The organism is Conexibacter woesei Iso977N, from assembly GCF_000424625.1.
Lineage (GTDB): Bacteria > Actinomycetota > Thermoleophilia > Solirubrobacterales > Solirubrobacteraceae > Baekduia > Baekduia woesei_A.
Genome location: NZ_AUKG01000003.1, coordinates 286880 through 312196, shown reverse-complemented (window position 1 = coordinate 312196; position 25317 = coordinate 286880). Strand labels below are relative to the sequence as shown.

The 25317-nt window shown below is 74.6% G+C and carries 18 protein-coding genes; 8 read left to right on the top strand and 10 right to left on the bottom strand.

The features are described from left to right. Positions 1-165: 165 nt before the first annotated feature. Positions 166-1191: a LacI family DNA-binding transcriptional regulator gene (locus tag H030_RS0123035; protein ID WP_196809241.1), complete on the top strand. Its 1026-nt coding sequence runs from the start codon at positions 166-168 to the stop codon at positions 1189-1191. Positions 1192-1194: 3 nt separating this feature from the next. On the opposite strand, the gene H030_RS0123030 is transcribed toward H030_RS0123035, so the two are convergent. Next, positions 1195-2130 carry an NADP-dependent oxidoreductase gene (locus H030_RS0123030; RefSeq protein ID WP_027007861.1) on the bottom strand — a complete coding sequence of 312 codons (936 nt, stop codon included), beginning with the start codon at positions 2128-2130 and terminating at the stop codon, positions 1195-1197. Positions 2131-2234: 104 nt separating this feature from the next. Here H030_RS0123030 and H030_RS0123025 point away from each other — a divergent pair, with 104 nt between their 5' ends. Next, on the top strand, positions 2235-2738 hold the full coding sequence (locus H030_RS0123025) for a MarR family winged helix-turn-helix transcriptional regulator (protein WP_027007860.1): 504 nt from the start codon (positions 2235-2237) through the stop codon (positions 2736-2738). A gap of 29 nt (positions 2739-2767) precedes the next feature. Here the strand turns inward: H030_RS0123025 and H030_RS38600 are convergent, their stop codons facing one another. Continuing rightward, on the bottom strand, positions 2768-3319 hold the full coding sequence (locus tag H030_RS38600) for a CGNR zinc finger domain-containing protein (protein WP_051223523.1): 552 nt from the start codon (positions 3317-3319) through the stop codon (positions 2768-2770). A 46-nt stretch (positions 3320-3365) separates the two neighbouring features. Between H030_RS38600 and H030_RS34525 the strand changes: the two genes are divergently transcribed. Then, positions 3366-4067 (top strand): AzlC family ABC transporter permease, encoded by a 702-nt coding sequence (locus tag H030_RS34525; RefSeq protein ID WP_051223522.1) that lies wholly within the window; start codon positions 3366-3368, stop codon positions 4065-4067. After that, the gene (locus H030_RS0123010) at positions 4064-4360 is read left to right on the top strand and encodes an AzlD domain-containing protein (protein WP_027007859.1); all 297 of its coding nucleotides are present in this window, start codon (positions 4064-4066) and stop codon (positions 4358-4360) included. The genes H030_RS34525 and H030_RS0123010 overlap by 4 nt, the downstream gene beginning before the upstream one ends. A 324-nt stretch (positions 4361-4684) precedes the next feature. On the opposite strand, the gene H030_RS0123005 is transcribed toward H030_RS0123010, so the two are convergent. Both H030_RS0123005 and H030_RS34520 read right to left on the bottom strand, forming a co-directional pair. Then, positions 4685-6088, bottom strand: coding sequence for a DUF2252 domain-containing protein (locus H030_RS0123005; protein ID WP_035129321.1), 1404 nt, complete (start codon positions 6086-6088; stop codon positions 4685-4687). A 173-nt stretch (positions 6089-6261) separates the two neighbouring features. Then, positions 6262-7761 carry an MFS transporter gene (locus H030_RS34520; RefSeq protein WP_051223521.1) on the bottom strand — a complete coding sequence of 500 codons (1500 nt, stop codon included), beginning with the start codon at positions 7759-7761 and terminating at the stop codon, positions 6262-6264. A gap of 97 nt (positions 7762-7858) precedes the next feature. Between H030_RS34520 and H030_RS0122995 the strand changes: the two genes are divergently transcribed. Next, a complete protein-coding gene (locus H030_RS0122995; protein ID WP_027007857.1) occupies positions 7859-8815 on the top strand; it encodes a helix-turn-helix transcriptional regulator in 957 nt (318 codons plus the stop codon). 15 nt (positions 8816-8830) lie between these two features. On the opposite strand, the gene H030_RS0122990 is transcribed toward H030_RS0122995, so the two are convergent. Next, positions 8831-9238 carry a hypothetical protein gene (locus H030_RS0122990; RefSeq protein WP_027007856.1) on the bottom strand — a complete coding sequence of 136 codons (408 nt, stop codon included), beginning with the start codon at positions 9236-9238 and terminating at the stop codon, positions 8831-8833. A 131-nt stretch (positions 9239-9369) separates the two neighbouring features. Here H030_RS0122990 and H030_RS0122985 point away from each other — a divergent pair, with 131 nt between their 5' ends. The 3 genes from H030_RS0122985 (at position 9370) to H030_RS0122970 (ending at position 14018) form a co-directional block, all read left to right on the top strand. Beyond that, positions 9370-10443 carry a C45 family autoproteolytic acyltransferase/hydolase gene (locus H030_RS0122985; protein ID WP_027007855.1) on the top strand — a complete coding sequence of 358 codons (1074 nt, stop codon included), beginning with the start codon at positions 9370-9372 and terminating at the stop codon, positions 10441-10443. A 395-nt stretch (positions 10444-10838) separates the two neighbouring features. Continuing rightward, the gene (locus H030_RS0122975) at positions 10839-12383 is read left to right on the top strand and encodes a DHA2 family efflux MFS transporter permease subunit (RefSeq protein ID WP_027007854.1); all 1545 of its coding nucleotides are present in this window, start codon (positions 10839-10841) and stop codon (positions 12381-12383) included. Further along, positions 12384-14018, top strand: coding sequence for an MFS transporter (locus H030_RS0122970; protein WP_051223520.1), 1635 nt, complete (start codon positions 12384-12386; stop codon positions 14016-14018). Positions 14019-14034: 16 nt separating this feature from the next. Here H030_RS0122970 and H030_RS0122965 read toward each other — a convergent pair whose 3' ends face one another. The 5 genes from H030_RS0122965 to H030_RS0122945 are packed head-to-tail and all read right to left on the bottom strand — an operon-like array spanning position 14035 to position 25262. Continuing rightward, positions 14035-14877, bottom strand: coding sequence for a hypothetical protein (locus H030_RS0122965; RefSeq protein WP_035129530.1), 843 nt, complete (start codon positions 14875-14877; stop codon positions 14035-14037). Continuing rightward, entirely contained in the window at positions 14874-19391 is a 4518-nt protein-coding gene (locus H030_RS0122960; RefSeq protein ID WP_027007851.1) for a hypothetical protein, read from the bottom strand. Before H030_RS0122960 ends, H030_RS0122965 begins: the two co-directional genes overlap by 4 nt. Continuing rightward, positions 19388-21112, bottom strand: coding sequence for a hypothetical protein (locus tag H030_RS0122955; RefSeq protein ID WP_027007850.1), 1725 nt, complete (start codon positions 21110-21112; stop codon positions 19388-19390). Before H030_RS0122955 ends, H030_RS0122960 begins: the two co-directional genes overlap by 4 nt. Further along, positions 21109-23277, bottom strand: a complete 2169-nt coding sequence (locus H030_RS0122950) for a hypothetical protein (RefSeq protein WP_027007849.1) — start codon at positions 23275-23277, stop codon at positions 21109-21111. Before H030_RS0122950 ends, H030_RS0122955 begins: the two co-directional genes overlap by 4 nt. After that, positions 23274-25262: a hypothetical protein gene (locus H030_RS0122945; RefSeq protein ID WP_027007848.1), complete on the bottom strand. Its 1989-nt coding sequence runs from the start codon at positions 25260-25262 to the stop codon at positions 23274-23276. The genes H030_RS0122950 and H030_RS0122945 overlap by 4 nt, the downstream gene beginning before the upstream one ends. Positions 25263-25317 lie beyond the last annotated feature (55 nt).

Sequence of the window (25317 nt, the reverse complement as noted above, 5' to 3'; positions counted from 1 at the left end):
GGCCCGCCCCGGACGGTGGGACGGGCCTCGTCCCGAGCCTCGCGGTCGAGCTCCCGGACCGCAATCGCCACGTGGTATAACGCTTAACCACCGCTTCTGTCCACGCGGGCGAGGTCTGCCTGCGTCGCTGGTCTGCGCCCTCGGATGGCTACGCTCCACGACCTCATGCCCCGGCCCGTCGGACTCAAGGACGTCGCGCTCGACGCCGGCGTCTCCGTGGCCGCGGTCTCGCAGGCGCTCAACGGCAAGGGCCGCCTCGCGCCCGCGACGCGCAACCGGATCCTCGACGCCGCCGAGCGGCTCGGCTACCGCCCCAACCCGGGTGCGAGCGCGCTGGTGCTCGGACGCTCGCAGGTCCTGGCGCTGAGCATGCCCGAGATCGAGCACTTCCCGGAGCTCGCAGGCGAGGTCCGGCATTTCCTCGGCGTGCTCGGCGGCGCGGCCGGCGCGGCGCTGGAGCTCGACCACGCGCTCGTCGTCGCGCCCGGCGGCGTCGACAGCCCCGCGTGGAACCGCGTGCTGTTCGACGGCGCGATCGTCGTCGACCCGGTCGAGGACGAGCCGGTCCTGGCCGCGCTCGGCGCGCGCGGGATCCCGATCGTGACGATCGGGCACGCGATGGGCGACGACGCGGTGCCGCACGTCGACAACGACATCGCGGCGATGACGCGCACGGCGCTCGACCGCCTCGCCGCCGGTGGCGACAAGGACATCATGTTGATGTACGCCCAGCCGCGCCAGTCGATCGAGGCCGACACCGAGCGCGCCTACCGCGCCTGGTGCGAGCGCCACGACGTCGCGCCGTCGATCGTCGTCGCGCGCAACCCGGGGCCGGACGCGATCGCGACCGCGGCGGCCAAGGCGCTGGACGCGCGCCCGCGGGCGATCTACGCGACGTTCGACAAGCTCTCGGCCGCCGTCGCGACCGAGGCGCTGCACCGCTCGATCGCGATCCCGGACGAGCTCCAGCTCGTCACGTTCAGCGACAGCGACGTCGCCCGCGCCCACGACCTCACGACGATCGACGAACGCCCGTCTGAGCTCGGCGCCGCCGCCGTCCGCCTGCTCGTCGGTGTGCTCGCCGCTGAGCAGTCGAGCACCGTGGCGCCGAGCGAGCCGCCGGTGCAGGGGGTCCTGGTCGAGCGCGGGTCGACGCGGCCGGTCGCCGCGGCGGCGCCGCCGCCGGCCTGAGCCTCACGGCAGCAGGATCACCTTGCCGCGCAGCTCGCCGGCGGCCGCGCGGGCGTGGACGGCGGGCAGCTCGGCGAGCGGGAGGCGCTCGTCGACGCCGATGCTCAGCACGCCGCGGTCGACCAGCTCGACCAGGTGCGACAGCTGCGCGGCGTCGCTGCGGACGAAGACGCCGATGCCGCGCACGCCGCGCGCCTCGTCGGTCGGCGTCGCGATCGTGGGGACCGTGTTGACGACGACACCGCCGTCGCGGACCAGCGCGGCCATCGCCTCCAGCTCCTCGGGCGCGATGCGCGCGAGGTTGAGGAGGACGTCGACCGGCTCGGCGACCGCGTCTGCCACGGCGTTGTTGGTGTGGTCGATGACCTCGTCGGCGCCCGCGGCCCGGAGGCGGTCGGCGCTGCGCGGGCTCGCCGTGGCGATCACAAGGGCATGGACATGCTTGGCCAGCTGGACGGCGTAGCCACCGACCGCCCCGCCCGCGCCGTTGATCAGGACGCGCTGGCCGGCCTGCAGCCCGGCGTCGTCGAACAGCGCCTGCCACGCGGTCAGCGCGACCATCGGCAGCGCCGCCGCGTCGGCGAGCGGGACCTTCGCGGGCGCCGCCGCCAGCCCCTCGGCCGGCGCGATCACGTACTCCGCCGCCGCGCCCGGCGCCGTCATCGGCAGGAACCCGACGACCGCGTCGCCGACCGCGACGTTCGCGACACCCTCGCCGACTGCGTCGACCGTCCCGGACACCTCGATGCCCGGCGTGTGCGGCAGGGTCACCGGGAACGGGCCCTGCAGGTAGCCGCCGCGGATGCCGTCGTCGACCGGGTTGAACGCCGACGCGGCCACCCGGATCCGGACCTCGCCGGCGCCGGGGACCGGGAGCTCGACGTCCTCGTAGCGCAGGACATCGGCGTCGCCGTACTCGTGGAACCGCACTGCCTTCATGGTGATCGTTCTCTCGTTCTTGGTGGTGTTGGTGCTTCGAATTTGAAGCACTGCTTGCGACCAACATAGCACGCTTCGAATTCGAAGCAAGTACGATCTCCGCCATGCCCTCGAAGAAGCCGTCGCTCGACCCCGCCCAGCTCGGCGCCTACTTCGCGCTGATCGAGGTCTCCAGCCTGCTGCGGCACGCGATCGAGCAGCAGTTGCGCGAGGCGGGCGACCTCAGCTACGTGCAGTTCCAGCTGCTCGCGCGGCTCGGCGACGAGGCGACCGGGAGCCTGCGCATGACCGACCTCGCCGACGGCGTCGTCTACAGCCGCAGCGGCCTGACCTACCAGGCGGGCCTGCTCGAGAAGGCGGGCCTCGTCACCCGCGCGCCGTCCCCCGACGACGACCGCGGCATCACGGTCACGATCACCGACGCCGGCCGCGACCGTCTCGCCCAGGTCTTCCCGGGCCACGTCGAGGTCGTCAGCGGGATGCTCTTCGCGCCGCTCGCGGACGCCGACGTCCAGCAGCTCGCCGGCCTGCTCGAACCGGTCCGCGACCACATGCGCGCGACCCCGCCGCGCTCGGCGGCGCCCCGCAGGCGCCGCAGCACGTCATAGGACAACGCCCGCGACGGAGCGGGCGGGCCCTAGGAGACGCCGCGACCCGCGGCGCGCCGGCGCGCGGTGAGGCGGCGGATCTTGACCTCGGTGCCGCAGCCCTCCATCGAGCACCAGCGGCGCGTGCCGTTGCGGCTGTCGTCGAGGAACAGCCAGTCGCAGGGGTGGTCGTGGTTGGCGCAGGCCTTCAGCCGGTCGAGGCGGCCGCGGGCGATCAGCTCGGTCGCGGCGTGGACGATCGCCGCCAGCGGATCGCCGAAGCGCCAGCCGCCCGGGACGAGCGTCGCGCCGGCCAGCGCCGCGCGCTCCAGCTCGCGCAGCGCGCGGAGGTCGGCGGGACGCGGCGCGCCGCCGGTCGCCAGCGGGCGCAGGACCGCGTCGAGGACGGCGCGCGCCGCGTGGACCTCGCTCAGCGGGACGCGCCTGGCGGGCGACGGCAGCCCGACCCGGTCCGCCCAGACCGCGAAGCCGGCGGCGGTCGCGAGCACGTCGACGCCCTCGTCGATCGTGTTGACGAAGTCCAGCGCGACGTCGCCCCCGACGAGGCGGATCGTGCGCGGATCGATGGCGCCTGCTTCCATCGTCGTCAAGTTTACCGGTAGCACGAGGCGGGCACCAGCTACCACCGTGAAGACGTACGCCGGAAGCGAACCGGAGGCGGACAGCGGCGGTGCGAGCCGATCAGCGGTCGCGGCGGAGCTGTGGATCGGCGCGCGGCGGATGGCGCCGATCGCGGTCGCCGACGTCATCGACGGCGTCGCGTTCGGGGCGCTGGCGGTCGCGGTCATGGGCCATGTGGCGCCGGTCGTCATGTCGCTCACCGCGTTCTCGGGCAGCGCGCAGTACGCGATGCTCGCGGTCCTGCGCGGGCACGGCACGCTCGCTGCGGCGCTGCTGGCCGCCGTCGCGCTGAACGCGCGCTACCTGGCGATCAGCGCGGTCGTGTCCGCGCGGGTGCCGGGCTCGCGCTGGAGGCGCGCGGCGTGCTGCGTCCTGCTCACCGACGCCAACTGGGCCGTCGTCGACGACGGCCCGCCCGCGCGGCTGATCGGCGCCGCGCTGACCGAGCTCGCCGCGTGGAGCGGCGGCACGGCGCTCGGCGTCGCCTTCGGCACCGCGCTCGGCGACCCGCTGCGCCTCGGCCTCGACGCCGCCTTCCCGGCGCTCTTCGCCTGGCTGCTGCGCGACCAGCTCCGCGACCGCCCGGGAGTCCTCGCCGCGCTGGCGGGCGCGACGATCGCCCTGGCGCTCACGCCGCTGCTGCCGCCAGGCCTACCGGTGCTCGCCGCCGGGACCGCCTGCGCCGCCTGGGGCGTGACGCGCCGATGACGTGGCTCGGCGTCGCCGCGCTGGCCGCGGTCTGCATCGCGATGCGTGTCGCGGTGCCGCTCGGGCTCGGCGACCGCCGCCCGGAGTGGCTCGATCGCGCGTTGGGCGCCGCCGTTCCCGGACTGCTCGCCGCGCTCGTCGTCAGCGGCGCGTTCGCGCAGGGTCAGCGGCTGGAGCTCGACCCGCGCCAGCTCGGGCTGCTCGCCGCGCTCGCGGTCATCGCGCTGCGCGGGCCGATGCTGCTCGTCGCGATCACCGCCGCCGCGGTGACCGCCGGCGTGCGCTTGCTCTGAGACCGCTCAGGCCGCCGCGGTTCGCGGCTGACGCTGACCCTGCCGCCACGGCCGGATCGGCAATGCGACGGTCGAGCCGGCCGTCGAGCAGACGCTCGCAGCGGCTCTGTAGACGACGAGATCTCCGCCGGAGCGTGGCTTCCGGATGATGGGCGCGGCGGGCTTCGGACCTGCGACGTCTCGCGTGTGAAGATCAACGGGCCCGTGGCGACGCCGCGTCCGAAGCCCACGCCCCCGAGCCCAGGCCGCACGTACCGCCTGCTCACCCTCGCCGAGCAGCGGGCCCTCTGGGACGCTCGCGCGCGCGGTCGCGACGCCGCCCGCTCATAGCCCCGCCCGCACCTCGATCCGACCGTCGTCCGCCGCGGTCCGCAGCGTCGCGTAGTCCTGTTCGTTCTGATCCGCGTAGCGCTCGGCGAACGCCGCCATCGCCGTGTCGAAGGTCGTCCCCTTGCCGAGGTAGGCGCCGATCGCGATCGGGTCGCCCGAGCGGGCGTGGGCGCGGGCCAGCGCCCAGCCGCAGAGCTCGGCGTAGCCGCACAGCGCCGTGGGGTCCATCACGTCGACCGTCAGCGAGCCCTTGCCGTCCCAGAGCTGGCGGACGTAGAAGTCACGGTCGACGCCGTCGATCCACTCGGTCGTGTGGACCCAGCCGAGCAGGATGTCGCTCGTGGCCTGCATGAGCCGCTGGCCCTCGACGACCCGGCGGCCGTGGTGCTTGAACTCGCTGGCGCCGAGGTACGGCTCGAGCACCGAGCGCTGAGCCTCCTTGACCTGCAGGAAGAGCGGGTCGCCGTCGTCGCGGCCCAGCAGGAGCACGATCCACGCGCGCGTCCCGACGCTGCCGACGCCCACCACCTTGCGTGCCGCGTGGACGTAGCGGTAGCGCTCGAGCAGGAGCCGGCGGTCGCGCGGCAGCGACGCGCGGTAGGCGCGGATGGCCTCATGTACCGCGGCATCGACGCGCCCGGGGTCGTCGCCGCCGGCCAGGTCCTCGATCGGGACGATGAGCGGCGGGTCGTGCACGATGCGCGGCGCGCCGTCGACCAGGTACGTCAGCTTGGCGAACGCGCGGAGGCTGTCCTTGGCGCGGGCCTTGGCGATGTCGCGGTCGAAGCGCGCGCGCAGCTTGGGGCCGACGCGCCCTTCCCAGTCGGCGACGATCGCCTCCACGTCACGATCGATGTGGATGTACCAGAGCTCGAGCGCCCGCAGGTCGGCCAGGCGCCGCAGCGCCTCGCGATAGGACCGCGCGACGGTGCGGTTGATCGCGGCCCGCTGCTGCCGGTCGAAGCCGCGGTCGCGCCCCGCGACGGCGAAGCTGGCGACCAGGCGCGCGACGTCCCACTCGAACGACCCCGGCAGCGTCTCGTCGAAGTCGTTGACGCTGAAGACCAGGCGGCGGTCGGGACCGGCGTAGACCCCGAAGTTGCTCAGGTGCGCGTCGCCGCACAGCTGCGCGTCCAGGCCGGTCCGCGGTTGGTCGGCGAGGTCGGAGGCCATGATCGCGGCCGCGCCACGGAAGAACGTGAAGGGGGAGACGAGCATCCGGCCGTAGCGGATCGGGTTGAGCTCCGGCACCCGTTCGCGCGCCTGCTCCTCGAGCACGGCGACGGGATCGGCCCGCTCGGCCGGCGGTTCCCACTCGGCGTAGCAGGAGCGCGGCGCCCGCGCCCGCGCGGCCTTGCCCCGTGTGGTGCGCTGCGCCGGGCTGAGATGCTCGATCATCGCCCGCCAAGGTTCCTCGCACAGGGTGGGTGGGCGCAAGGCCTGCATCGGCGGAGAGCTCCGGGCCGCCGCCGTTCGGGGAGAGCATCGTTGAGCAACGCAGAGCGGCGGCGCGGCCTGGGGATCGGCCGCGCCGCACGATGTCCGGGGAGCGAGGGGTCAGAGGAGGTCGGTCAGTGCGCGGCGCGGGCGTGCCGGGGGAGGAACGCGACGGTGACCGCGGCGACGGCGAGCAGGCCGACGCTCACCAGCAGCGCGTGGTCGGCGCCGCTGACGAACGCCGCCGGGCCGTGGCCGGAGCCGACGACGTCGAACAGGACGGTGCCGACGACCGCGATGCCGATCGACATCCCGAGCTGCTGGATCGACTCCAGCAACCCGGAGGCCGAGCCGAGCTGGTGCGGCTCGACGCCCGCCAGCACGATGTCGAACATCGGCATGAAGATCATGCCCATGCCGAAGCCGGTGACGACCAGCGGCAGGACGAGGTCCCATGCGCTCAGCTCGGCGCCCTGCGCCCGCAGCACCAGGTCGACGATCAGCAGCCCGGCCGCCATCGTCCCGGTCCCGATCCACAGCACGATCCGGCCGAGCCGCCCGACGATGACCGCGGACGTGATCGAGCCGCCGATCGCGGCCAGCGGGATCGCCGCCGTCGCGACGCCGCAGGCGAGCGGTGTGAAGCCCAGACCGGTCTGGAACATCACGTTGAGCGCCAGCACCATGCCGCCCATCGCGCCGATGAACGTCGCGACCAGCGCGAGCCCGGACACGTACGGGCGGCGCTTCAGCAGCGACGGCTCGACGAGCGTCGTCGCGCCCGCCCGGTGCCGCCGCGCCTGCAGCGCGGCGAACGCGCCGAGCAGCGCCACGCCGGCGAACGGCAGCGCGACGCACCACGCCGGCCAGCCGCGCTCGCGGCCCTCGACGAGCGGGTAGACGATCGCCAGCCCGCCGGCCATCGCGAGCAGCACGCTCGGCAGATCCAGGCGCGCGCCCGAGGCGACCGGCGCGGTCTGCGGCAGCGACCGGCGCCCGATGACCAGCGCCGCCAGCCCGATCGGCACGTTGATGAGGAAGATCGCGCGCCAGCCGGTCCCGAGCAGGTCGGCGTCGACGATCGCGCCGCCCATCAGCGGCCCGACGACGGCCGCCAGCCCCATGACCGGGCCGAAGATCGCGAACGCCTTCTGCTGACCCTCGTCGCCGAACAGCTCGCGGATCAGGCCGAAGCACTGCGGGACCATCACCGCCGCGGTCAGGCCCTGCAGCGCCCGCGCGCCGATCAGCAGCTCCGGCGACGGCGCGAGCGCGCACAGGACCGACGCGCCGGTGAACGCGGCCATGCCGCCGAGCAGCACCTGGCGGCGGCCGAAGAGGTCGCCGAGGCGCCCGCCGAGCAGCAGGCCGGTCGCCATCGCGAGCGTGTAGGCGGCGGTCGTCCACTCGATCGTCGCGTACGAGCCGCCGAGCTCCTGGCGGATCGCGGGCGCCGCGGTCTGGGCGATCGTGGCGTCGAGCAGGTCCATCACGGACGCCGCGAGGACGACGAGGAAGCCGATCCAGACGGCGCGCGAGGGCGCGGCGGCGCGGGCGGCCTCGGGCTCGGCGGGCGGGGCGGCCGCGGTGGGGAGATCCGCGGTGGCGGGCGGTTCGAGGGTCGTGGAGGTCATGGCCGGGAGCCTCCTCGGGCATGCGGTCACCTTTTGACCGCATGACGACCCATGCGGTCAGCTTTGGTCCGCATGGCGTGGCACCATGCAAGGCACGATGGTGCAGACCTCCGCCCGCCTCCTCGCGCTCCTCTCGCTGCTGCAGATGCGGCGCGAGTGGAGCGGCCCCGAGCTCGCCGACCGCCTCGAGGTCGGCTCGCGCACGATCCGCCGCGACGTCGAGAAGCTGCGCTCGCTCGGCTACCCGATCGAGGCCGCGCCGGGCATCGCGGGCGGCTACCGCCTGGGCGCCGGCGCCGATCTCCCGCCGTTGCTGCTCGACGACGCCGAGGCCGTCGCGGTCGCCGTCGGGCTGCGCTCGACCGCCGCGGGGTCGATCGCGGGCATGGAGGAGACGGCGATCCGGACGCTCGCGAAGCTCGAGCAGGTGCTCCCGGACCGGCTGCGCCGTCGCGTGCGCGCGCTCGGCGATGCGACCAGCGCGTTCGCGCCGCCCGACGGGACGCGCATCGACGCCGACGTGCTCGCCACGATCGCGGGCGCCGCGCGCGATGGCGACAGGCTCCGCTTCGCCTACAGGGCCAAGGACGACGTGAGCACGCGCCGCCAGGTCGAGCCCGCCGCGATCGTCCACACCGGTTACCGCTGGTACCTGGTCGCCTGGGATCTGGACCGCGACGACTGGCGCACGTTCCGCGTCGACCGGATCACCGGGCGCGTGGGGCTCGACGGCCGCGGGACGAGGCGCGAGGTCCCGGGAGGAGATCCGGCGGCGTACGTCCGGAGGGCGATCCGCGCGCAGGATCAGGAAGCGATCAAGGGTCGCATCCGGCTCGCGGGCCCCGCCGAGCTGCTGCGGCGCCGGATCCCACACCGCTACGCGACCGTCGAGCCCGACGGCGACGACCACTGCATCGTGACGACCACCGAGGGCTGGTCACAGCAGTTCGTGGTGTGGATGGCAACGCTCGACGTCGACCTCGAGGTGCTCGGCCCGCCGGAGCTGGCGGACGCCGCGCGGACGATCGCCGCGCGGCTGCAGGCGGTGGCCTAGCGGGCCCCGCGCTTCTCACACGCCGGGGACGGCGGTCAGGTAGCGCAGGATGAAGGCCTGCAGCACGAACGCCACGGCGACCGCGAGGAACAGCCACTGCATCGGCTCCCAGCCGCCGAGCGCGTTGTGCGCGACGGCCACCGCGAGCACGACCGGTACGCCGCTGAGCGCGAGCCGGAGGCGGTCGGGCGTCCAGCCGGCCGTGAGGCGCAGTGCGGCACGCTCGCACTCGACCGCGAACGCCGCCGTCAGGATCGCGGTCACTGCGACGCCTCCGGCGTTCAGCGCCAGGAACAACACGAGCCACGACAGCCAGAAGGCCAGGCCGAACAGGACCTCGCCGGCCAGGAGCCCGGCGTAAAGAGCGACGAGCGAGGGCGGCTCGACGGGGGCGGGCGGTTCGGCGACAGGCAGGATCGACATGACGCTCTCCCGGTTGTCGTCAGACCGCGCGACTTCCTTGAGCGGTCGCGCGCGCGGTCGACGCAGCGGACGTCGTGGCGTGCGCACGTTGGACAGACGGGCGCACGCCGTGGTGGGATGGTGACGGCGCCATGACGGTCCTCACGTACCTCTCGACCCAGACCGATCCGGAGGCGCGGGGGCGCGCGCTGGGTGAGGCGTTCGCCGGCGGGGTCGGCGGGGCGTGGCTGCGGTACGAGCAGATCTTCGCGGCCGGAGGCGTCGACGCGGCGCGCGCGCACGAGCTGGGTGAGAGCGCGCTGCACGCGCTCGACGGCTGGGCGCCCGAGCTGGCGGCGGAGCTGCGCGGGATCGCGGCCGGCGCCGGGCTGCCGGCGTGGCGGGTCGCGGCGGTCAACGCGCGGACGGAGATCATGGCGCGCGTCCGGACCAAGACGCCGGGCGAGTGCTCGACCGCGGTCGTCCTGCCCCGCGACGGCGGCGCTCCGCGAACGATCCAGACCTGGGACTGGTTGCAGTCGCTGCGCGACGCGAAGCTGCTGTGGCGCGTCGAGCTGGCCTCGGGCCGCGTCGTCAAGACGTTCACGGAGCTGGGCGTGCTCGGCAAGATCGGCGTCAACGACGCGGGCCTCGGCGTCCACTTCAACTTCCTCCAGCACCAGGATGATGGCCTTGGCGACGGGACCGGCGTGCCTGTGCACCTGGTCGCGCGCCGGATCCTCGACGAGGCGTCCACAGTGGACGAGGCGACCGCGATCGCCCGCAGCGCGCCGGTCACGGCGTCGACCGCGCTGACCGTGGTCACGCAGGACGACGCGCGGACGCTCGAGCTGTCCCCCGCGGGCGTCGGCGTGGTCGCGCCGGATCCCGACGGCGTCCTGCTGCACACCAACCACTTCCTGGACCCCGAGCTGGCCGAGGGCGAGCGCCTCGCGCCCGAGGACCCGGACACGATCGCGCGCTACGACGAGCTCGAGCGCCGCCGCACCGGCCTCTCCGCGCCGACGCCCGAGGAGCGCGCCGCCGCGCTCGTCCTGCACCGCGAGGACGGCGCCGCCCTCTGCTGCCACCCCGAGCTCGGCGCGACCCTCGCCGACGAGTGGGAGACCCTCCTGACGATCTCCCTCTCCGTCCCCGACGCGACCCTGACCTACATCGACGGCGCCCCCTGCCAGGCCGCCGCCGTCGGCTGGTCGACCTTCTGACCAGCACCCCGCGCGCGCCCGCGCGCACGTGAGGCGAAGCCGCTGCGGCGGATGACGGCGCAGAACGCCGACGGTCGCGACGCCGCGACGGTGAGGATCGGTTGCCATGGCGCACGCGGTGCCGCGACCCACCGCCGCGGACGCGACCGCTGGCGGGACCACGGCGAGTGAGTCCGCGTGGAGCGAGAAGCGCGGTGCTGTGGTGGGTCGCGGCGCAGAACGCCGACGGTCATGGCGCTACGGCGATGAGGATCGGTTGCCATGGCGCACGCGGTGCCCGCGACCGACCGCCGCGGACGCGACCGTTGGCGGGACCGCGGCGAGTGAGGCCGTGTGGAGCGAGAAGCGGTGGCGCGAACGTGACACGCCGCGTAGCGGTTCTCTAGCCTGGAGGCATGGCCTCCGCTTCTTCCCCAGCACCAACGCCCGCCGCCGACGCGGGGCTTGACCGCGAGCTGTTGCTCGTCGCGGCGGTGGTGGTCGTTGGCGCGGTCATGACGATCCTCGACACGACCGTCGTCAACGTGGCGATCCGGACGCTGGCCGAGAAGTTCGACTCGCCGCTCTCGACGATCCAGTGGGTCGCGACCGGTTACACGCTGGCGCTCGCGACCGTGATCCCGCTGACCGGCTGGGCGGCGGAGCGGTTCGGCACCAAGCGCCTGTACATGACGTCGATCGCGCTGTTCCTCGTCGGCTCGATGGCCTCCGGCCTCGCCTGGAGCGCCGAGTCGCTGATCGTCTTCCGCGTCCTGCAGGGCCTCGGCGGCGGCATGATCATGCCCGCCGGCATGACGATCCTGACCCGCGCGGCGGGCCCGCAGCGCGTCGGCCGCGTCATGGCGATCATGGGCGTCCCGATGATGCTCGGCCCGATCTGCGGCCCGATCCTCGGCGGCTGGCTCGTCGACGACTTCTCCTGGCGCTGGATCTTCTTCATCAACGTCCCGGTCGGGATCGCCGCGCTGACGCTGTCCTCGCGGATCCTCCCGAGGGACGTCGCGCAGAAGGGCCACCGCCTCGACTGGACCGGCCTCGCGCTCCTCTCCCCCGGCCTCGCGCTGCTGATCTACGGCCTGGCGAACTCGAGCAGCGCCGGCGGCTTCGGCCACGCGAAGGTGCTCGTCCCGATGGCGATCGGCATCGTTGCGCTGATCGCGTTCGTCTTCCACGCGCGGCGCGAACCCGACGAGGCGCTGATCGACCTGCGGCTGTTCGCCAACAGGACGTTCGCGGCGGCGTGCGGGACCATGATCCTGGTGCTGGTGGCGGTCTTCGGCGGCATGCTGCTGATGCCGTTGTACCTGCAGACGATTCGCGGCGAGTCGGCGATGGACTCCGGCCTGCTGCTGGCCCCGCAGGGCATCGGCGCGATGCTGGCGATGCCGATCGCCGGCGGGCTGGCCGACAGGACCGGCGTCGGCAAGATCGTTCCGCCGGGCCTGGTCCTGATCGGCCTGACGTTCCTGGGGCTGACGCAGCTGGAGGCCGACACGTCCTACTGGCTGCTCGGGATCGACCTGTTCTTCATGGGGATCGGCATGGGCATGACGATGATGCCGACGTTCTCCGGCGCGATGCAGACGCTGAGGCAGGCGCAGGTCCCGAAGGCCTCGACGACGTTGAACATCAACCAGCAGGTCGGCGCGTCGATCGGCACGGCCGTCCTGTCGGTCATCCTCGCCCACGAGCTGACGAGCAAGCTGTCGGAGGGGACGGGCGGGTCCGGCGGCGGTGGCGGCGGCATCGGCGGGGCGATCCCGCAGGAGCTGCTCGGCAAGGCCGCCGAGGCCTACGGCGCGACCTTCTGGTGGGCGCTTGGCCTGGTCGCCGTCGCGTTCGTCGTGGCGGTCACGCAGCTGCCGAAGGACAGGCCCGCGCCGCCCGCCGAAGGCGACGACGCCGACCCGGCGGCCGCCGCACACGCGATGATGGTCTAGGTGGCGACCGACAGCCCGGAACGGATCAGGCCCACAGGACGCGGCGGCGCGTGGGCGCCGCTGCGCGTGCGGCAGTTCCGAACGCTGTGGAGCGCGCAGTTCGTCAGCAACGTCGGCGGCTGGATGCAGGTCGTCGGCGCGCAGTGGTTGATGTTGTCCTTGACGACGTCGACGACCGCGCTCGCGCTGGTCCAGACCGCGTCGTCGCTGCCCGTGCTGCTGTTCGCGATCCCGGCGGGCGCGGTCGGCGACCTCGTCGACCGGCGCAAGTTCTTGTTGATCGCCCAGCTGGCGATGCTCGCCGCCGCGGCGTTGTTGGGGGCCTTGTCGCTGGCGGGCGCGGTCACGCCGTTCTTGTTGTTGGCCTTGCTGTTCGCGGTCGGGACCGGGCAGGCGTGGACGTCGCCGACGTGGCAGACGCTGCAGCCCGAGCTGGTCGCGCCCGACCAGCGTCCGCAGGCGATCGCGCTGGGGTCGGTCAACCAGAACCTCGCGCGCGCGATCGGCCCGGCGATCGGCGGCGTGCTGCTGGCGGCGACGAGTGCCGGGACCGTGTTCCTGGCCAACGCCGCGACGTTCCTGGCCGTCGTCCTGGCGGTCTGGATGTGGCGGCCGGCGGCGCGCGCGGCGCGCGGCGGCGCCCACACGGCGGCCGCGCCGGAGCACGTGCGCGGCGCGGTCAGGGCGGGCGCGCGCTACGTCTCCAACTCGCCCGCGCTGCGCGCGATCCTGCTGCGCGCGGGCGTGTTCGTGTTCTTCGCGTCGTCGATCTGGGCGCTGCTGCCGGTGGTCGCGCGGACGTCGCTCGGGATGGGCTCCGGCGGCTACGGGCTGCTGCTCGGGTGCGTCGGGCTCGGCGCGGTCGCGGGCGCGACGCTGCTGCCGCGGCTGCGCGCGGGCCACGCGCCGGACGTGCTGCTGATCGGCGCGTCGCTGGTCGTCGCGGTGCTGGCGTTGGTGATGGCCTTCGTGCACACGACGGTCGTCGTCGCGGCCGCGCTGGCGATCGGCGGCGCGGCGTGGATCCTCGCGCTCTCGACGCTCAACGCCGCGTACCAGTCGACGTTGCCGTCGTGGGTCAAGGCGCGCGGGATGGGCTTCTACCTGGTGGTCTTCCAGGGCGGCAACGCGGTCGGCTCCGCCGTTCTTGGTGTTCTTGCCGAGGCGACGAGCGTCAAGGCGACGCTGGCGATCGCGGCGGGCGGGCTGGTCGTCGGGCCGCTGCTGGCGCTGCGCTACCGGTTCCGCAGGATCCCGCCGGAGGAGCTGATCCCGGCGGCGACGTGGCCGCCGCCGAGCGTCGAGGCGAACCACGCCGCGGCAGCCGGGCCGGTGATGGTGAGCATCACCTACACCTTGCCCAGCGAGGCCGACCACGAGGCGTTCATCCGCGCGCTCCGCGGCTTCCGCTACGCGCGCCGCCGGACCGGCGCGGTGTCGTGGCGGATGTGGGCCGACGCGGGCGATCCGGACCGCTACGTCGAGCAGTTCGTCGTCGGCTCGTGGGACGAGCACGAGCGCCAGCACGAGCGGGTCAGCCTCCGCGACCAGCAGCGGCTGGAGGCGATCTGGGCGCTCACCGACCCGGAGTCGCCGCCGGTCGTCACGCACTGGCTGAGCCCGGCCGAGGTGTAGGACTCGTCCTCGCGCATCAGTCCTCGGCGGCTACGGCGCCCTGCGTCTTGTTGAACGCGCAGCGGAACCTCTCCGCCCTGCCGACGGGCTCGCCGCCGGCGAAGCCACCGAGGTCGCGGTTGTCGTAGACCGTCACGTAGTCCAGCGAGCTGGGCTTGGGATCGGCGGGCTGCGGGACCGGGTTGGGCTCGGCCTGGCGCGGGTCGCCGAGCGAGCCGGTGCTGACGCCCTCGCTGCCCGCGGCCGAGTCGCCCGCGGTCGTCGTGAACAGCGAGGACGACATCTCGCGCGCGTCCTTGAGCCCGTCGCCCGGGCCGATGTCGATCGCGGCGGTCGACTCGTTGTCGTCGATCGTCGACTGCAGCTTGATCCGCGGCGCCGCGCCGATCAGCTGCGCGGCGGACGGCAACCAGCCGCCCTCCTTGACGCACTCGCGCGCGGCGTACATGAAGTCGTTGGTCCCGACCTGGTCGTTGGGCACCGTGTAGGTGGAGGTCTGCAGGCACCAGGTGCCGAGGTCGGCGGTGTCGGCCGGGCAGTTGAGCGCGAGGTCCTGGCGCCTGGCGCCGCCGAGCGTGTCGGCGGCCCTGGCGGCGGCGACCTTCGGGATCACCGACGCCGGGAACCTCTTGGCCTTCGAGAGCCGCAGGACGCCGTAGGGCTTGGGGCTCAGGGAAGGCATGGGCATGGACTTGGTCTTCTTCCTGGCCTTGGCCCTGGCCTTCGCGGCCTGCGCCTGCGGCGGCGCCGTCCTCGCGGGCGAGTTGGTGCTCAACGAGATGAACAGGGCGAGCAGGGCGACCGCCAGCGCGGCGGCGGCCATGGCGCGGGTGAGCGGGTCGTGCGTGGCGGTCGTCATCGGGGGGTCCTCGGGGTTCTGCGGTGGTCGTCGGAGTAGTTGTAGGCGTAGGATCGCCGCGGGCGCGGCCGGGCGCCCGCGAGCGCGAGCCCGGCGAGCAGCAGCAGCACGAGCGCGCCGCCCTGGCTGACGTAGCGCGGCAGCGGGGCGTCGGGCTCGTAGCGCGCCATGTTCGCGACGGTGTCGACCGCGTGCTCCTCCTCGCGCTGGCGCTCGGGCGCGACCGCGGTCTGCGACACCTGGGCGCTCGAGGTGCCCGACGGCGGCGCCGGCCGCGCCGCGGTCGGCGGCGGAGGCGGCGGCGTCGCGACGACCTGCGTCAGCCCGGAGGAGACGGGCAGGAACGGCGCGACGAACGCGGCGGGGATCACGGCCTTGACGGGCCTGTGCGGCGGGGCCTTGACGACCCTGACGGGCGCGGGGACGGGCGGCGGCGGGAGCGCCCCGGCGCCGCCGGTGGGCGGCGTCGCTTCGGCCGGCAGCGGCTCGGGGTCGAGGGCGTTGTTGTCCTCGGGCACCGTCGGCACCGTGCTGGTGCGGTTCGCCGGCACGGTCCCGCACGGTCGCTGCACGCTGCCCGCCAGCACCGTCACCTTCTGCGAGTAGGAGAGCCCTCCCGCGGTCAGCGTGATCGTGGTGGTGCCGTCGTTGTACGCGCACAACAGCCCGCTGTCGTTGTCCGGGATCGGCCTGCCCTGCGCGTCGAACAGCGCGCGCCGCGGGTTGGTCGACGCCGGGTCGCGCGCCACGAAGTTCGCGACCGACGGATCCGACGACGTGAAGGTGTACTCGGGCGGCACGATCGTGTCGCAGCCCTGGCCGACGCAATCGGTCGGGATCGGCACGTACGGGTCCGGGACGATCGTGCACGACGGCGCGTCCTGGCAGCCGAGCCCGGCACGCGGCCGTCGCGCGAGGCCCTGGAACAGCGCGACCTGGCTGCGGCGCAGCACCGTGCCGTCGGTGGAGTCGACCGCCAGCTCCCCGATGTTCGGGATCAGCCGCACGGCGACGGCCTTGCGGTTGAGCGCACCGCCGACGTCGGCGCCGTTGGCGTCCACCTGCACGAGCAGGAAGCCGCTGTTGGCCGGCTGGTTGGTGACCCCCGCGGGCGGCGGCACGATGTACCCCAGCGAGCCGGTCCCGACCGACGGGATCGCGTCGGCGCCCGCCGTGACCGTGCCGGTGACGTTGGCGCCGGTCGCCTCGTAGAAGTACGCCGACGCGCCCGCCTCCGGGCCGTCCACGGTGCAGCCGCCCGGCGGCGTGCCGGTGACGAGGGTCGCCGACACGGTCGTCGCGTCGGCGCTGCTCTGGATCGAGCGGTTGCCGACGACGATCGCCGGGGTCGCCGCAGCCGCGGCGCCGGAGAGCTCGTTCGCGAGCCAGCAGCGCTGCGCGTCGCCGAGGTTGTTGCCCGACGTGTCGAGCACGATCACGCGGACGTTGCCTCCGGCCCCCGTCGTGTCGAACGCGTAGTAGGCCTGGGTCGCCGACACGGCGGCGGGCAGCGCCCCGTAGGACGAGAACGCGCTCACGAACGTGGCCAGCGACCCGTCGTCGTCGAGGTCGTTCTCGGAGGGCGCCGCGTAGACCGGCAGCGTGCCCGCCGCCATCGTCAGCCGCCGCGCCGCGGCCTCCTGCTCGTGGCCGAAGTCGTCGACCTCCGAGGACCTCGCCGTCCCCGGCCCGGTGTCGAGGAACGCGCGCACGCCCGCGATCTGCGTCGCCCTGCCGACCGCGGCGGGCAGCCAGCGCCACGGCCCCGCGCCGACCGGCTGGAGGTCCGCGCACGCGCTCAGGCAGCCGGCGCCCCCGCCGATCGCGAACTCCGCCACCGCGCTCGGGTCGGCCGCGACCGTCGAGGTCGCGGCGCCGGGCGCGGCCTGACCGTCGTCCGGGTAGCGGACGACGCTCGCGCTCTGGACCTGGACGTCGCCGCCGACGGCCCAGCCGCCACGGCCGAACGGGTCGGTCAGGAACGCCAGGACGGCGTCCGGACGCTCGGGCAGGTCGAAGTTCGTGGTGTCGCTCGGGATCGAGCGCGACGAGTACAGATGCTGCTCGTCGTGCCAGCCGTGTGCGGTCTGGCGCAGCACGTAGCCGTCGCCCGGGATCCCGTAGGGGTCGGTGAGCACCGGCGCCTGGCCCGCCGGCGCGGGGTTCAGCAGCTCGTCGAAGTCGATCGCGTTCTCGCCGGCGGCGAAGTTGTCGTCGAGGTCGACGGCCACGGCCGCCCGCACGACGCCGTCCTCGTGGAACGCCGTGACCGCCGCCGGGTAGCCCGCGGCGACGAGCCCGGAGTCGTGCCACGCGCCGCCCGCGCCGTCGCGCTCGGCGACGTGCCCGTCGAGCGTCGCGACGACCGCGCTGCCATCGGCGAGCCCGGCGACGCGCTCCGGCACGTTGGACCCGGCCGCGCCCCCTGGGCCGTCGGGGTCGACGAGCGCGGACGTGATGCCGTCGTCGATGCGCCAGCCGGAGCCGTCGTTGACGACGATCCCGCCGCGGTAGCTCCGCTCCTGGCGGCTGTTGAGGTACGGGATCTTGTAGGTGACGATCGCCTCGTGGCCCGCGAACGCGATCGCGGTGAAGTTCGCGTCGCCGAGCCCGTCGGGCAGCGGCTCCTGCGTCCACGTCCGGTCGTAGCGCAGCAGCACGCCCTGCTTGCCGATCGCGTAGCCGCGATCGGCGTTCCCGGGGTCGAACGCGATCCCGGTGAAGTTCGCCAGCGCGAGGTTCGGCGGCTTGGCCGGATCGGACTCCCAGAGCCCGGTCTCCTTCCGCCACAGCCACATCTCGGCGCCGTCGCCGACCGCGTAGGCACGCTCATCGGTCGGCCACGCGACACCGCGCAGGCGCGGGGTCGCGCGCTTGCCGGTGGCCGTCAGGAGCGGCTCGGGCAGCCAGCCCTGGCCGGGCGTGTAGCGCGCGACCTCGCCCTGGTCGCCGACCGCCAGCGCCTGCGCGTCGATCCCGCCGACCGGCCGGCCGGGCTCGGCCGTGATCGCCGTCAGCGGATGGCGGAACGGGACGGGCCAGCTCCGCAGCTGGTCGGCCTCGGCGCTCGGACCGAAGCGGACAGGCCCGCCGGGCCCACCCAGCCAGCCGTCGTCGGTGGCCGTGAACGCGGCCCCGCGATCGGCGCCGACGCCGCGGCCCGAGGTGGGAACGCGCGACCACGAGGTCCCGTCGAAGCGCAGCAGCGCGCCCTGGTCCAAGCCCGTGACGAGGCGCGTGCCGTAGGGCCCGCCGCTGGTCCACGCGAAGCTGCGCGCGTCGCCCCTCGGCAGGTTGGTGCCGAGCGACCTGTCGCACAACGTCGAGCCGTCGTCGCCGGTGACGTCGCACCAGCTCGCCGCGACCTTCGCGGCCGGCTCGTCGTAGAACAACGTCGCGTCCCTCGACGTCCCGCCGGTCGACGACCTGACCGACGCATCGGCCCAGACGCCCTGCGTCGTCGCCGTCAGCGGCTGACCGTGCGCCGGGAGGCCGACCTGCACCGCGGTCCTGCCCACCACCGGCGTCTTGGTCGCGAACGGTGACGCGCCGAGCGACACGGGCCGCCAGACGGGATCGGTCCCCGACGTGTCGCGGTGCAGCAGGACCATCCCGGCCGTCGTGGTGGTGCCGGTCGCCAGCAGCCACGCGTGGCCCGCGCCCGCGGCGTCCACCGCCGCGACCGTGAACGCCGTCGGCGGCGCGTCGCACGCCGGCGCCGTGCCGAGGCAGATCGCCTCGCGCGTCCAGGCGGTTCCGTCGAAGTGCAGGACCGCGTCCTGCACGCCGTCGTCGCCGGCCGTGGGCACGACGAACGCACCCGCGTGGCCGTCGTGCTCGTCGATCGCCAGCAACGGCCTGTCGTAGAGCTTCTCGCCGGCGTGCAGCGGCGCCGTCGCGGTGGCCGGCGGCGCAGACGTCGTGCCGGGCGTCCCGGTCGTGCCCGGCGTCCCGGTCGTCCCCGGCGTGCCGGTCGTCCCCGGCGTCCCGGTGGTCCCCGGCGCCCCGGTCGTCCCCGGCGCCCCGGTCGTGCCCGGCGTCCCGGTCATCGGCAGCGTGCCGCCGTCCGGCAGGACCGACGGGTCCGGCGCCGCGTGGAAGCGCCCACCCGGGTCGCGCACCACCAGCATGCTGTTGGCCAGGAACGCGACCGCGCCGTCGTCGGTGCTGCGGCCGGCCTGCGGGCCGCTCGCGGGCGTCAGCGTCTTCAGCGGCTGGCCGTCGGCGTCGACCGGCGCGTCGACCGCGGTCCAGCCGTCGGCGTCGGTGTGCCGCAGGATCCGGCCGTTGCCGAGCGACCAGATCTCGCCCGCCGCCTCGCCCGGCGACGCGCCGATGATCGTGCCGCCCGCGTCGATGACGCCCAGCGACGGCTGCGCGACCGAGCCGGCGGGCGCCTCGGCCCCGGACCCCGATGCGACACGGTTGAGCAGCAGGAGCGCCGCCGCGGCGGCCAGCAGCACCAGCGCCGCCGCGAACCGCCGGCGGCGTGCGACCGGTGTCGGGCGACTCAACGCCTCACGCTCGCGATCGTGACCTCGCCGGCGTCCGGGTCATCGTCGGCGACCGACGGATCGTGCGACGGCGTGCTCGACGTGTCGTCCCCGCCCCTCGCCCTCGTGTACGCCGTGACCCTGAGGTCGAGCTTCGTCGGCCAGTGCTTGACGCTGAGCTTCAGCCGCAGCCGGTGCCTGCCCTTGGCCAGCGTCGTCTTCCTGGTGCGTGCGACGACCTTGCTCCTGCGCTTGGCGAGCAGCTGGACGTGGGCCTTCGCGGTCAACGTGAACGTCAGCTCCAGCGTCGTGCGGTGGATCACGCGCCGCCTGAGGTTCGTGATCAGCTTCCTGGCCCTGGCCCGCTTCGGCGTCGGGGCCGGCGGGCCGGACGTGAGCGGCGGCGGCTCGTTGAAGACCGGCGGCGCGATGCCGGAGTCGTCGTCGGGGATCGAGTCGTTGGCGAGCTTGATCGTCGCGTTGTCCGACGGCCGGTAGGTGATCAGCCGGTGCATCGCGGGCTCGTCGTCACGCGGGAGGTCGCCCCCGAGGTGGAACAGCCAGCCGTCCGCCGTGGCCATCCAGCACTGCCCGGGCGCCGGGCAGGCGAGCCGGTCGGCCTGGTCCTTGCGCGCGATGCCATCGCCCGCGCCCGGCAGCGTCGTCGTGCTGTCGACGGTCCCGTCGGCATGGACGCGGACGAGCCGCGCGGGCGGGTCGTCGCTGTTGATCTCCCGCGCCGGCACGTAGGCGACCCATGCGTCGTCGGTGCCCGGCTCGGCCGCGATCGCGGCGATCCTGGTGCCGGTCGCAAGCGCGTCGCCGGCGTCGCTCAGCGTCAAGGGCGCGAAGCCGTCGGGACCGAGCAGCAGCACGTTGACCGGTGTTCCGCTGCCGTCCCTGGCCGAGAGCGCGCCGGCCGCCGCCCACAGCTGCGCGCCGTCGCTCGACAGCTGCAGGCCGGCGAGGTGCGCAGGGTCGTCGGCGCCGTAGTCGATCGGCGTCGTCGTGAACAGCGAGGTGAACGTCGGCGGGTCGCCGTCCTGGACCTGGTGCAGGAGGTAGGGCTGGTCCTCGGGCTCGTTGCCGATCGCGTTGCCCGCGTACGACACGCTCTCGTACAGCGCGCCCTGGTGCACGGCGTAGTCGGCCACCGCGCGGTCCGGGTCCGGAACCGCGTCGTGCATGGTCAGCGACGGGAACGGCTGCAGCGCGTTGCCGTTCCAGTGCAGGTGGAAGGCGCCGGTGTTGACGCTCCCCGGCAGCCGCTCGCCGCCGAACCAGCAGTCGTCCGGAGCCAGGCACGCGGCCGCGTTCATCGGCAGGTAGGACCTCGCGGTGCCGATCGGCTCGGCGTAGGACGCGACGACCTGGCCGTTGACGATGTGGCAGAGCGAGCGGCGCTGCGCGGCGCCCCTGTCGAGCCCGGCCTGGCCGACGACCTGATCGCTGATCGTCCAGAAGTCGAGCGGGCCGGCCCACGCGATGCGGCCGCCGGTGCCGCCGCAGACCGTGGCGAGCCGGTGCCAGCCGGTGCCGTCGTAGGCCCAGAGGCCGTCGGCCGTGATCAGCGCGCCGCGGTTCGGCGCCCAGAACTTGATGTCATACACCTTGCCGACCGCGACGGGGACGCTGCTGCCGGTGGGCACCGGCTGCTCGCTGTGCCATTCGTCCGCTGTCGCCGGAGCGGCGCAAACGGCGCCGAGCGCGAGCGCGGCGAGCAGGCCCAGGAGGCGGCTCATCGCTTGGCCCTCGCGGTCGTCTTCTTGGTGGTCTTGCTCTTCTTGTTGGTGGCCTTGCTCTTCTTGGTCACCTTGGTCTGCGCCACTCGGAACCTCACCGCCAGCGTGTCCTTGAGGGTCGCGCGACCGGGAGCCGCGAACGTCACCTTCGCCGTGGCGTCGAGCCCGGCCCTGCCCTTCACCAACGACATGTAGGTCTTGGTCACCCTGATCGAGAGCCGCCACAGCCCGGCGGCGCGGACGACCGTCGACCTGACCGCGACCTGGCGCCTGACCAGCACCCTCCGCGTCACCGTCCGGTGCCTGCCGTGGGCCGCCCTGACCCTCACGTGCCTGGTGACGGGCACCGTCGCCTGCACGGTCGCGCGCAGGACGCCCGGGCCCGGGACGTCGGCGTCGAGGCGGACGGTCCCATCCTTCTGCGCGACCGCGCGCAGCGCCATCGTCCACGCGCGCGGGATCGCCGGGTTCGGCGGGCGCGCCGAGATCACGCTCTGGCCGGGCGCACCGAGCGGCGGCGCGGCGTCGGTGAGCAGGAACACGTCGTTGGCGCCGTTGGCGTCGACCGCCACGAGGTTGCGTGCGGGCGAGTCGAACGCCAGCATCCGGCCGGTCGCGTCGAACGACGGCGAGGCGGCGCCGTCGCTGTCGGCCCTCGTGACGCCCGGAGGCAGCGACGGGCCGCCGTCGACCGTCCTGCTCACACGCCGCAGCGTGTTGTCGCCGAGGTCGACGAGGTAGAGCTCCTGCTGGCCCTTCTGCGCGGGCACGCCGCCGGTCAGGTAGGGCGGCGCCAGCGGGAACGTCGACCGCGCGGTCGAGAACGCGATCCGCCGTCCGTCCGGCGCGATCCCGACGTCGTAGACGCCGTTGAACGCGTCGCCCGAGTGGAGGTCCTGGGTGAGCCGGCGGACCGCGTCGCGACGCGCCAGGCCGTCGCGCATGTCGACCACGAACAGGTCGGCGATGTCGGTCTTGGTGGTCAGCGGCGGCACCGGCGGCGTGCCGAGCAGGGCGACCGTGCGGCCGTCGGCGCTGAGCGACGGCAGCGCGTCGAACTGCGCCGGGCGCGTCACCCACCCGGCGACGTAGCCGTTCCCCGCGTCGCCGTTCGACGCGAGGTCCGGGTACGGGCCGACGCAGGCGGGGTCCGCGAACGTGCCGCCCGGCGGGCAGCCGGGCGCCTCGGGGTCGCCGGCGCCGACGACGCGCCGGATCGGCGCGGCCGGGCCGTCGGCGACGCGCCGCCACAGCGGCTCGTCGTAGCCGTTGGCATCGTCGGTCCTCTCGTCCGGGAGCGTCGGCGCCTGCAGGCCGATGTTCGCGCCGAGCCAGGCGACGGTCGTGCCGTCGGCGCTCAACGCCGCCACGGCGACGGGTGCGGCCAGGCCGTTGCCGCCGACCTCGACCGCGGTCGGCGTGACGGCGCCGCCCGTCACCGGTACGGTGGTCATCGCACCAATGGACGGATCGCGCTGAGCACTGACGAGCGTCGTCCGCTGCGTGTCGAGATCCCGGACCGCGACCTGGAGCGCCGGCGTGTCGGCGCCGGCCAGGTCCGAGCCGCTCTGCGTGACGAACGCGACGCGACGGCCGTCGGCGCTGAGCGCCGAGCGCGGCGCCGCGAGCGACCCCGCGGTCCCGCTGCCCGAGGGGGCGGCGTAGACGAGCCCGGACGGCGCGCCGTCGTGCGCCGACGCCAGCGCGAAGGCGCACCCGGGGCCAGGCGAGCAGGGCAGGCCGACCGGCGGCGCCGGCGCGTCCATGTCGCGCACGTACACGTCGGCGACCGCGTTGGTGTCGTCGTCGGTGTCGAGCGCGGCCGTCGTGCTGAAGCTGACGTAGCGACCGTCGGCGCTGATCGACGGCATCCGGGCGTCGGCGATCGCCGGCCTCGCGTAGGCGTCGCCGCCGGCGACGACGTCGGTCGCCCCGGTCTGCAGGTTGCGCCGGAACACGCCGCTGACGCCGTCGAGCGAGCCGGAGTACGCGAGCCAGCGGCTGTCGGCCGAGAGCGCGGACGTCCCGACCGCGTCGGCCTGCTCGCGCGGCGACACGCTGACGAGCGTGGGCGCACCGAAGTCCGCGGCCGCCGGCCCGGCGGCGCCGGCGAGCGCGCCCAGCGCGGCGACGGCCGCGATCGTAGTCGTCCACCTACGGCTCATCGCACCGTCACCCGCAGCCGCACGGTCGCCTGGTTGCCGGCCCTGTCGCGCGTGACGACGCGGACGACGTAGCGCCCCGCCCGCTGGTACTCGTGGCGGAACGTCCGGTGCCCCTTCTGCAGCCTGCTGCCGTCGCCGAACAGGCAGGTCGTCCTGGCGGCCATGACGCCGGAGGCCGCGTCGGCGACCGCGACGGCCAGCGAGTGGCGGCCGTACCTGCGGCCGGTCGTGTTCCTGGCGGTGGCCGTCGGCGGCCGCCCGTCGACCCTGAGGTCGACCGGATCGCTGGCGATCGCCTGGCCCTGCGCGTCGGTCCCGACGACCTGCACGTGGCGGACGCCGTTGCCGAGGTAGACCGCGGCCGGGCGCAGCGCGCGGACCGACAGGCCCTGCGCGACCGGCCGCCCGTCGAGCAGCACGGTGTAGGTGATCCTCTGAGAGGTCGACGGCGCGGGCTGCCAGGTCACGCGTGCGGCGCCGGGACGCACCCAGCCGGCCGGCGCGGTCACGACGAAGCTCGCGGGCGCGGCGGTGATCCCGCCGGCGACGACCTCGGCGCCCGCGCCCGTCCTCTGGAGGAAGCCGACGATCGCGTCGCCGCCGACGTCGCCGCCGAGGCTGAGGCGCGAGACGTCCCCGGCGTCGTTGCCGGCCACGACCCCGGTCTGGACGCCGCCCGACGGCAGCTCCTGGCGCAGGGCGACGGCGGGCAGGCCGTCGGCGCCGGTCGTCTCCCACGCCGCGATCGTGCCGCCGTCCGGGTCGATCGCGACCTGCGCGTCGGCGCTCGCCGAGCCCGCGGGCGCCGACGGCTGGGGATCGTGCAGCGCGCCCGCCGCGCCCAGGGCCGGCAGGTGGACGCCGCCGGCGGCGGTGAACGCGACGCGTGCGCTGCCGTTCTGGCCGCCGTCGGCGACCGCCACCGCGGGGCTGCCGATCACCGGGTCCTGCGGGCCGCCGTCCACGGCGGTCGCCCCGCTGAAGACCGCGGCGTTCCTGTCGAGGCTGACCGGCAGCTGGTTGGCGAACACGCGCGTGCCGCCGAGCGCGTCGTCGCTCGTCCCGGACACGCGCGCGACGACCTGCGCCATGCCCAGCGGCGTCACCGCGAGCGCGAGCGCGTCGGCGTCGTCGGTGACCGGGCTGCCCTGCCAGGTCGACGGGCTGGCCGGCTGGATCGGGGCCGGCGAGGTGCCGAAGACGCGGCGCGCCCAGATCCGCGCGATGCCGGTCTGGTCGCGCTCCTGCCACGCGATCACCGCGCTGCCATCCACCGCGAGGCCGGCGCGCGGGGCGTTGGCGACGTCCGGCGCCGGCATCGACGCGTCGCCGTTGCGGTTGATCGCGCCCAGGCGGGACCACCGCGTGCCCTGGTAGCGGGCGACGCGGACGTCGGCCAGCACGTCGTTGGGGCGCAGCTGGACGGCCGTCGGGTCGAACGGGCTCGTCGGCCCGAAGTCGTAGGTCGTCACGCGATAGGCGACGATCGCCTGCCCCGGCGCGGTGCCGGCCAGCGACGGGTCGACGTCGGCGCCGGCCGCGACGTTGGGGTCGACGACCAGCGGCGCGCCGAACGCGGCGCCGCCGGCCGGGAGCTCGGCCGAGTACAGCGCGTACCGGATCTGCCCATGGACCGTCGCGATCTGGCTGACCCAGACCACGAGCAGGCGCCCGTTGTTCGAGGCCGCGATCGCGACCTGCTGCGCGTCGTAGGGCAGGAGGTCGGCGCGCACCGGCCGGGTCCAGCCACCGTGCAGGCGGCGGACGACGAAGACGTGCGGGACGCCGCCGGTGACCTTGATGTAGGCGATGCCGCCGGTGCCGTCGGGCGCCAGGGCGACGCCGCCGAAGTCGCGGACGTCGGCGCTGGGCCCGTCGATCGTGACCGGCGGTTCGATGAGCGCGAGGGCGCTTGTGGGCCACGCGAACGCTGCTCCGACGACGAGCAGCGCAAGCGGGTGGCGGATGAGACGAGTCAGGGCCACGGGGAGTACGGCTGGAGGGCGACTGGGGAACGCCTGCTGGAGGCGGACCTTGGCA

Coding starts and splice junctions, on each gene's coding strand:
- H030_RS0123035 (WP_196809241.1), top strand. CDS start 166: ATGCCCCGGCCCGTCGGACTCAAGGACGTCGCGCTCGACGCCGGCGTC.
- H030_RS0123005 (WP_035129321.1), bottom strand. CDS start 6,088: ATGATCGAGCATCTCAGCCCGGCGCAGCGCACCACACGGGGCAAGGCC.
- H030_RS0123010 (WP_027007859.1), top strand. CDS start 4,064: ATGACGTGGCTCGGCGTCGCCGCGCTGGCCGCGGTCTGCATCGCGATG.
- H030_RS0122985 (WP_027007855.1), top strand. CDS start 9,370: ATGACGGTCCTCACGTACCTCTCGACCCAGACCGATCCGGAGGCGCGG.
- H030_RS34520 (WP_051223521.1), bottom strand. CDS start 7,761: ATGACCTCCACGACCCTCGAACCGCCCGCCACCGCGGATCTCCCCACC.
- H030_RS0123025 (WP_027007860.1), top strand. CDS start 2,235: ATGCCCTCGAAGAAGCCGTCGCTCGACCCCGCCCAGCTCGGCGCCTAC.
- H030_RS0122975 (WP_027007854.1), top strand. CDS start 10,839: ATGGCCTCCGCTTCTTCCCCAGCACCAACGCCCGCCGCCGACGCGGGG.
- H030_RS0122965 (WP_035129530.1), bottom strand. CDS start 14,877: ATGACGACCGCCACGCACGACCCGCTCACCCGCGCCATGGCCGCCGCC.
- H030_RS0122955 (WP_027007850.1), bottom strand. CDS start 21,112: ATGAGCCGCCTCCTGGGCCTGCTCGCCGCGCTCGCGCTCGGCGCCGTT.
- H030_RS0122990 (WP_027007856.1), bottom strand. CDS start 9,238: ATGTCGATCCTGCCTGTCGCCGAACCGCCCGCCCCCGTCGAGCCGCCC.
- H030_RS0122950 (WP_027007849.1), bottom strand. CDS start 23,277: ATGAGCCGTAGGTGGACGACTACGATCGCGGCCGTCGCCGCGCTGGGC.
- H030_RS0122995 (WP_027007857.1), top strand. CDS start 7,859: ATGGTGCAGACCTCCGCCCGCCTCCTCGCGCTCCTCTCGCTGCTGCAG.
- H030_RS0123030 (WP_027007861.1), bottom strand. CDS start 2,130: ATGAAGGCAGTGCGGTTCCACGAGTACGGCGACGCCGATGTCCTGCGC.
- H030_RS38600 (WP_051223523.1), bottom strand. CDS start 3,319: ATGGAAGCAGGCGCCATCGATCCGCGCACGATCCGCCTCGTCGGGGGC.